Source organism: Bacteroidia bacterium (genome assembly GCA_025056095.1).
Classification (GTDB): domain Bacteria; phylum Bacteroidota; class Bacteroidia; order JANWVE01; family JANWVE01; genus JANWVE01.
In genome coordinates this window covers 1-5,051 of record JANWVW010000204.1, presented here as the reverse complement: position 1 = coordinate 5,051, position 5,051 = coordinate 1, and the positions used below count along the sequence as shown (strand labels likewise).

The following is a 5,051-nucleotide window of genomic DNA, read 5'->3' as shown; positions in this document are numbered from 1 at the left end:
ATTAAAACACTTCTTACAATTTGATAGCCAAAATATACCTCATTTTATCTTATGGAACTGGATAGAAAGCCACACATTTCAAGTCAAATTTGCCTATCGTTTAGACCAACTATCTCTTTTAATGGGCTTAATTGTTACAGGAGTAGGGGGATTGATACACTTGTATTCCATTGGCTACATGTACAAAGATGAAGGATTTTACAAATACTTCGCATACTTAAATTTATTCATTTTTGCCATGAACAATTTAGTCATGGCAGACAATTTAGTAGTCTTATTTTTAGGTTGGGAAGGTGTAGGAGTGTGTTCGTATTTGCTGATAGGATTTTGGTATGAGAAAAAAGCATACAGCCAAGCCGCAGTAAAAGCTTTTGTAATGAACCGCATAGGTGATTTTGCCGTTTTAGTGGCTCTGTTCATGATATTTAGAGAAGTAGGTTCCTTAAACATAGTAGATATTCAGCAAAAAGGTTTAAGTTCAGATATTATTGCTTGGGTAGCGCTGTTATTGTTTATAGGTGCAACGGGCAAGTCTGCACAAATTCCGCTATTTACTTGGTTACCAGATGCTATGGCAGGACCTACGCCTGTTTCTGCGCTCATTCACGCAGCTACTATGGTAACCGCAGGAATTTATTTAATTGCTAAACTTTCTTTCATTTACGCGCTTACGCCCCAAGTCAATTTACTCATTGCGGGCATCGGAGCAATTACAGCTATCTTTGCTGCATCTACAGCTATTGCCCAAAACGATATTAAAAAAGTATTGGCATACTCTACAGTTTCGCAGTTAGGATTTATGTTTTTAGCTTTGGGTGCAGGTGCATATACTACGGCTATTTTTCATGTTATGACGCATGCTTTTTTCAAAGCCTGTTTATTTTTAGGTTCAGGTTCAGTAATTCATGCTATGGAGCATACCCATGCCGTAGAGGACCCGCAGGATATTCGCACTATGGGCGGATTAGGTAAGTACATGCCTACTACTCGAATCACATTCTGGATTTCTACTTTGGCAATTGCAGGTATTCCACCTTTGGCAGGTTTCTTCTCTAAAGATGAAATATTAGGTAAAACTTTCGCAGCAGGGCACGAACATGCTTTGTACTATTTCTTTTGGATAATAGCCATTACTACGGCACTGCTAACTGCCTTTTACATGACTCGCTTAGCTTACTTGACTTTTGAAGGAAAACCCCGTTTTGATGCAGAGCATCATCCTCCTCATGAATCTCCCGCAGTAATGACTATTCCCTTGTGGATATTAGCCGTTTTAGCCATTGTTGGTGGTTTTGTAGGATTACCCGAATCGTTACATTTACCTAATTGGATAGGCGAACATTGGTTAAAACCCGCTACGTACAATGCTGTGCATCATGCAGATATCGCTGTTGAGATGGTTTTAATTCTACTTTCTGTGGCTATTGGTGTTTTTGGAGTGTTGTATGCCCGCAAGGTATATCGTGATAAAGAATTGCATGCCGATGCGGATTTAGCACGTAGCTTTGGTAAGTTTTATAGAGTATGGCAAAACAAGTATTACATAGATGAGTTGTACGAAAATATATTTGTAGAGCCCTATACAAGATTGAGTGCAGGTGCTTTACGTTGGATAGAAGACAATGTTATTGATGGTGCAGTTAAAGCCGTAAGTAAAGTGATTGAACTTTTTGCAGAGTACGCGCGCAGACTGCAAACAGGACAAGTGAGCAATTATGCTTTGTACATGGTTTTAGGCATTTTGATTATTTTGAGCTACTTAATGTTCAATTAGGCATGCAATTGAAGTTTTTTATTTATTTATTTTTATTTTTTGGGCGTGTCCCTCGCTGCGCTCGGGTCGGCGTGCTTCGGGCTACGCTATCGCATCGGTGCTGCGCTTCGCTCCGCACTGGGCTAACGCCCACCCTTCGCATGCCTCACGCAAATAATTTCAATAAAATCCGCAGCATATTATTCCTTTTTGCGTTTAGCTTGCTTACCTTTTCAGCTTGTCATAACCCTGATAAAGTTCCCAAAGATGTGTTAGCTCAAAAAAAGATGGAAGCCGTTTTGATAGACATACACATTCTAGAAGGGGGCTTGTTAGTTATGCCTAATGCTGTTTCGTATAAAGAAGCTTATGCGGCAATTTTCAAGAAGCATAACATCACAGCAGAGCAGTATGAAAAAAGTATTAAATTTTATCAAGAGCATCCGCACATGTTATTTAACATATATCAAGCAGTCTGTGATAGCTTAGAAAACCGAATTAACCAATAAATGGAGAAAATTATCATCGCTGCAATTGATTCACAAAGAGGAATAGGTTACAAAGGGACTTTATTAACTCACATTCCCGAGGACTTGAAACGTTTTAAGTCTCTTACTATCGGACACACGTTGATTATGGGCAGAAAAACGTGGGATTCTCTACCCAAAAAACCTCTACCTGATAGAAAGCATATTATTCTTACCCGCAGAGCAGATTTTAAGGTAAATCAAGCGAATGTCTTTGTAGTTCATAGTATAGAGCAAGCTTTTGAGCTTTGCGCTGTTCAAGCTTCTGAAAAAGTTTTTGTCATAGGCGGAGGTCAAGTTTATCAATTAGCGCTACCGTATGTAGATACCTTAGAACTGACGCACATTCACGGCACTTTTCCTGCTGATACTTTTTTTCCCCCTTATGAAACAGAATTTGTTTGCGTTTGGCAAGAGAAACATGAAAAATATACCTTTGCTAAATATATTCGTAAAATGGCAGCTATTAAGTTAAGTCAATCGTAATGAGTTTAGAAAGCTTACCCTTATTTTTCGTATCTTTGCAGGATGACCAATAAACCTATTAACAAAATTATTAAAAACGAAATAAAGTTAGAACCTGAAATCATTGACGATAAAAAAGTTCAGTACTCTTCCTTTGATAGCTATGTCAAATTTATCGTGTTTTTGATGTTGATAGGGATACTTTACATTGCTTATACAAATAGGGCTGAAAACACACGAAGAAAAATTCACAAATACCAACAGGAATTGAAGGAACTAAAATGGCGTTATGCAGAGTCGCATGCCAAGTTAATGAAACATACCCAACAAGCTCATATTGCTCAAAAAGCAGAAACATTAGGCTTAAAAATGTTACAAGCCCCACCCATTCAATTGATAGTTCAGCCCAAAGAAAAATAAGCTTATGCGCAGCAGATTAGCATATCTTCTACTGTGCTACACACTTTATACTTTTGCAGGTCAACCTTATTATGTCGTAACTTGGTATGTGGATTTAGATAAAGAAGCCCAAAAAAACAAATTCTCTTTTGCGGAAGTAACCGAATATCTGTATCACCAAGCACGAAGCTCTAAAAGCTATTTTTATGCAGATACACTCTTCAAAATCAAAATTGATGGACAAAAGCTTTTGGACTACTTGTATCAAAAAAATCAATCTATTGCGGGCTACACCAGACTTTGGGCTACAGAAGAATGGAAACTTCGCGACTCACTTTGGATAAGCAAAGTAAAAGCCCTTGCCTACGAAAATCCTAACTTAGCTACAAACGACCTGTATAAAAAAATATATGTAAATCCCAAGTTCATTCCAACTATACTCAAAGAAATTAAAATATCGGGCTATTACTTGGATAGGGCACTTATCCCTTTTGGTCAATGGCTTAAAAAGCACTATTTTGATTACAATATAACTTACACTTCTTACCCACTACCTAATAAGCCATACAAGTTTTTTTACGACATTACCATAGACTCGCCTGAACCCAAAGAAATTCAATTCATATTTGATTTTTTTCCCGCAAAAAATGTGATTTTTGATCGTACCTACAAAAGAGATAAAAAGATAGAACAAAACTTTATGCACTTACCTCAATACAAACATGAAGATGAAAACGAAAAATTTAGAACGTGCCTTGTTGAGTTTTTACAAAAAAATAAACTTTTGAAATACAATTCAGATATAGAAGAGATACTTCAATTGCCGAGCAACTTAATTTTTTACTTTAATGCCCTAAAAACCAAAAATGCTTTACAGTGGACAAGCATTCGTGTCTATCTTACAGCAGGCAAAGCTGCAACTGTACCTCAAATATTGTGTGCTTATCTAAACCAAAATAAAGTAAAGTCATTGAGTAAATACATAAAGAAAAAAACAGGTTCAGAACTAGCTGAATACTTTGTAAAAGAAAAGATTGATTTTTTGGTTTCTCACATCAATAACAGTTTTGCCAAAGACATAGAGGAAGGACTATTCTTGAAAGACTACTTTTTAAGTTCAGAGTTTTGATTACTAAATTACTTTTTTGAAAACACTTTTAATTTTTAACTTAAATTACGTATATTTGTGAAATGAAACATGTATTGAGCTTGCTATTTATTACGGGCATCTTCGTGTCAGTGTTATTGACAGGCTGTAGAATGGAGTGCTCAACGCCTCAACCCCCAAATAAAAGGGAAATGTTAGTAGGCAAAAGATGGCGGCTAACCGAAATCAAAATTGATGGGTCAAATGCTGCGTTGACAATTGCTGACATAAATCGGCGCAGAGAATACTTTAATGACAACACTTACCGCATTACGTATACCGATGATCCTCAATTTATACACACAGGTAGGTGGACATTCCAAAACAACGAAACTTTAATTGTGTATGATCTTAATACTCCCGCCCAAACTACAGAAGAAATTCGGTATATTTCTCCTGATTTGTTGATTGTCAGAAAAGTAGAAACAGGAAGTACAAAAGACTATACTTATATTGTAGATGTAGTGCCTTAGGTTATAGCAGCTATAGTTATGGGTGCTGACTTTTAATAAGTTAAGCGTAAAAGGTAGGCATAAAAAAGCCGAAGAGGCTAATACTCAAAATTGCAAGTTGCATGAAAGAAAGTTGAATTTTTTCAATCTGAATGAATTTGATACCTTTTAGGAATTAAGTGAGTGGTATTATTGAAATAATTCCGAATTGCTTGGATTGGAAGTGTGTTTGTTTATTTTTTTGGGCGTGCCCTTGTGGGCTTTTGCCCACAAGGTCGGCGTGCTACGGGCTACGCTAACGCTTCGGT

General features: G+C 36.9%; 6 protein-coding genes. All 6 read left to right on the top strand.

What is annotated here, in order from left to right; all coding sequences use genetic code 11:
• Positions 1-1,774 (top strand): NADH-quinone oxidoreductase subunit L (nuoL, locus tag NZ519_11915; protein ID MCS7029461.1); only part of this gene is annotated, 1,774 nt, incomplete at its 5' end.
• Positions 1,775-1,974: 200 nt separating this feature from the next.
• A complete protein-coding gene (locus NZ519_11910; GenBank protein ID MCS7029460.1) occupies positions 1,975-2,262 on the top strand; it encodes a DUF4296 domain-containing protein in 288 nt (95 codons plus the stop codon).
• Complete coding sequence (locus NZ519_11905; GenBank protein ID MCS7029459.1) at positions 2,263-2,766, top strand: dihydrofolate reductase; 504 nt, start codon at positions 2,263-2,265, stop codon at positions 2,764-2,766.
• A 42-nt stretch (positions 2,767-2,808) separates the two neighbouring features.
• Positions 2,809-3,165, top strand: a complete 357-nt coding sequence (locus NZ519_11900; GenBank protein MCS7029458.1) for an FtsL-like putative cell division protein — start codon at positions 2,809-2,811, stop codon at positions 3,163-3,165.
• 4 nt (positions 3,166-3,169) lie between these two features.
• Entirely contained in the window at positions 3,170-4,273 is a 1,104-nt protein-coding gene (locus NZ519_11895) for a hypothetical protein (GenBank protein ID MCS7029457.1), read from the top strand.
• Positions 4,274-4,335: 62 nt separating this feature from the next.
• Positions 4,336-4,764 carry a hypothetical protein gene (locus NZ519_11890; GenBank protein ID MCS7029456.1) on the top strand — a complete coding sequence of 143 codons (429 nt, stop codon included), beginning with the start codon at positions 4,336-4,338 and terminating at the stop codon, positions 4,762-4,764.
• Positions 4,765-5,051: the final 287 nt, after the last annotated feature.